This window comes from Microbacterium umsixpiens (genome assembly GCF_053543675.1).
On sequence record NZ_JBLVOH010000136.1, the window covers coordinates 54,578 to 57,020 of the forward strand.

The window sequence follows — 2,443 nt, forward strand, 5'->3', positions numbered from 1 at the left end:
CCCAACCCCTTCGACCTTGCTACGCGCCGACCTTGAAGCGCGCGAAGTCCGTCACGGTGATACCGGCGTCCTTCGCCACCTGGGCGACAGAGAGCTTGTTGTCCTTGGCGTAGTCCTGCTCGAGCAGGGCGACCTGCTTGATGAACGCAGACACGCGGCCTTCGACGATCTTCGGGAGAGCCGCTTCCGGCTTGCCCTCGTTGCGAGAGATCTCGGTGACGATCTCGCGCTCCTTCTCGACCGCGTCCGCCGGCACGTCCTCGCGGGACAGGTACGACGGGTTCGCGAAGGAGATGTGCTGGGCGATGCTGCGCGCGGTCTCGGCATCCTCACCCGAGTAGGCGACGACGACACCGATCTGCGGGGGCAGGTCCTTGCTCGTGCGGTGGAGGTAGACCTCGACCTTGTCGCCCGAGATCGTGCGCACGCGGCGCAGTTCGACCTTCTCGCCGATGATCGCGGCCTCTTCGGAGATGACCTGCTCGACGCTCTTGTCGCCGGCGGAGGCGGCGAGGGCGGCGTCGACCGAGTCGGCCTTGACCGCTGCTGCGGCGTCGGCGACCTTGTCGGCCAGCGAGATGAAGCGCTCGTTCTTCGCGACGAAGTCGGTCTCGCAGGCGAGCTCGATGAGCGTCACAGCGCCATCCTGCTCGCGAGCGACGATCAGTCCCTCGCTGGTCGAACGGTCAGCGCGCTTCGCGTTGCCCTTCGCACCCTTGAGACGCAGGATCTCGGTGGCCTTCGCGACGTCTCCGTCAGCCTCCTCGAGCGCCTTCTTGGTGTCGACCATTCCGGTGCCGAGCTGCTCACGCAGCGCCTTGAGGTCAGCGATGGTGAAGTTGGCCATGTGTGGTGGCTCCTTGCTTCGTTAGGTGTGTGAACGAGGGGATTACTTGGCGTCGGCAGCCTCGGCGGCGGCGACCTCAGCGGTCTCCTCACCGGAAGCGGCGGCGATCGCCTCGTCATGTGCCTCCGCACCGGCCTCGTCGGCAGCGGTCTCGTCAGCAGCAGGCGTCTCGACGACGGCGGCCTCATCGTCGGAGGTCACGACCTCGGCGGCGTCAGCGGACTCCTGCACCTCCTGGGCGGGAGTCTCGAGGAGCTCCTTCTCCCAGTCGGCGAGCGGCTCGGCGTCACCCGTCTCCGGGTTGTGCTTCTGCTGCAGGCCCTCGGCCGCGGCGTCGGCGATGATGCGCGTCAGCAGCGAGACGGAGCGGATCGCATCGTCGTTGCCGGGGATCGGGTACTGGAAGTCGTCCGGGTCGGCGTTGGTGTCGAGGATGCCGATCACCGGGATGCCGAGCTTCTTGGCCTCATCGATCGCGAGGTGCTCGCGCTTGGCGTCAACGACCCAGATGGCCGACGGCGTCTTGGTGAGGTTGCGGATACCGCCGAGCGACTTGTGCAGCTTGTCGAGCTCACGCTTCTTGAGCAGGAGCTCCTTCTTCGTGAAGCCGCTGTTGGCCGGGGTCTCGTAGTCGAGCTCCTCGAGCTCCTTCATACGTGCGAGACGCTTGGAGATCGTCTGGAAGTTGGTGAGGAGTCCACCGAGCCACCGCTGGTTCACGAAGGGCTGGCCGACACGCGTCGCCTGCTCGGCGAGGATCTCCTGCGCCTGCTTCTTGGTGCCGACGAAGAGGATCGTGCCACCGTGGGCGACGGTCTCCTTGACGAAGTCGTAGGCCTTGTCGATGTAGCCGAGCGACTGCTGGAGGTCGATGATGTGGATGCCGCTGCGCTCGGTGAGGATGAAGCGCTTGACCTTCGGGTTCCACCGACGGGTCTGGTGTCCGAAGTGCACGCCGCTGTCGAGCAGCTGGCGGATGGTGACCACAGCCATGGTCGTCTCCTGGTTCTGGCGCGTTCCTGCGCCGTTGAGGTTGCAAGCCGATCGGATGATCGGACTTCCTGGTGCCCGGCCCACGCCCGCCTGTTCGAGGAACAGGACCTGTGGGAGTGGATGCCGCGATCTGAATCGCTTTGGGCACGCGTAGTCACCCCGATATCGAGGTGCTCCCCCAGCATACAGGACGCAGCGACGTCACTCACCCTGCACCGACAAGGCCCCGCCGGAGTCATCCACTCGCTCCATCGAACGGGCCGAGTTGTCCATCTGACCGCTCCGAGGAGCCGTCACACTCCCCTCATGCGCATTCTGCTCCGAACGACGTCCGGCACGGCCATCGCCGTGCTCGTTGCGCTCGCCCTGTGCGCACCCGATACCTCGGCGGCCTCGGGCGGCACAGCAGACCTACCGCGCTGGCGCTGGCCGCTCGCCGGGAATCGAGAGGTCGTCGAGCCGTTTCGCGCTCCGGCGCACGAGTACGGCGCCGGTCATCGTGGAGTCGACATGGACGCCTCGATCGACGCGGTGGTCACGGCCCCCGCAGATGGCACTGTGGCTTTCCGCGGGACCGTCGTGGACCGGCCGCTCCTGACCATC

General features: G+C 66.4%; 2 protein-coding genes and 1 pseudogene. 1 reads left to right on the forward strand and 2 read right to left on the reverse strand.

Going from position 1 to position 2,443, the window contains the following annotated elements:
- Window positions 1-19 precede the first annotated feature (19 nt).
- Window positions 20-847, reverse strand: a complete 828-nt coding sequence (gene tsf / locus ACNPM4_RS13630; protein WP_029263482.1) for a translation elongation factor Ts — start codon at window positions 845-847, stop codon at window positions 20-22.
- A gap of 42 nt (window positions 848-889) precedes the next feature.
- Entirely contained in the window at window positions 890-1,840 is a 951-nt protein-coding gene (rpsB, locus tag ACNPM4_RS13635; protein WP_029263483.1) for a 30S ribosomal protein S2, read from the reverse strand.
- Window positions 1,841-2,146: 306 nt separating this feature from the next.
- Between rpsB and ACNPM4_RS13640 the strand changes: the two are divergent.
- Window positions 2,147-2,443 (forward strand): annotated as a pseudogene (locus ACNPM4_RS13640) (M23 family peptidase); the annotation flags it as partial.

Coding starts and splice junctions, on each gene's coding strand:
- tsf (WP_029263482.1), bottom strand. CDS start 847: ATGGCCAACTTCACCATCGCTGACCTCAAGGCGCTGCGTGAGCAGCTC.
- rpsB (WP_029263483.1), bottom strand. CDS start 1,840: ATGGCTGTGGTCACCATCCGCCAGCTGCTCGACAGCGGCGTGCACTTC.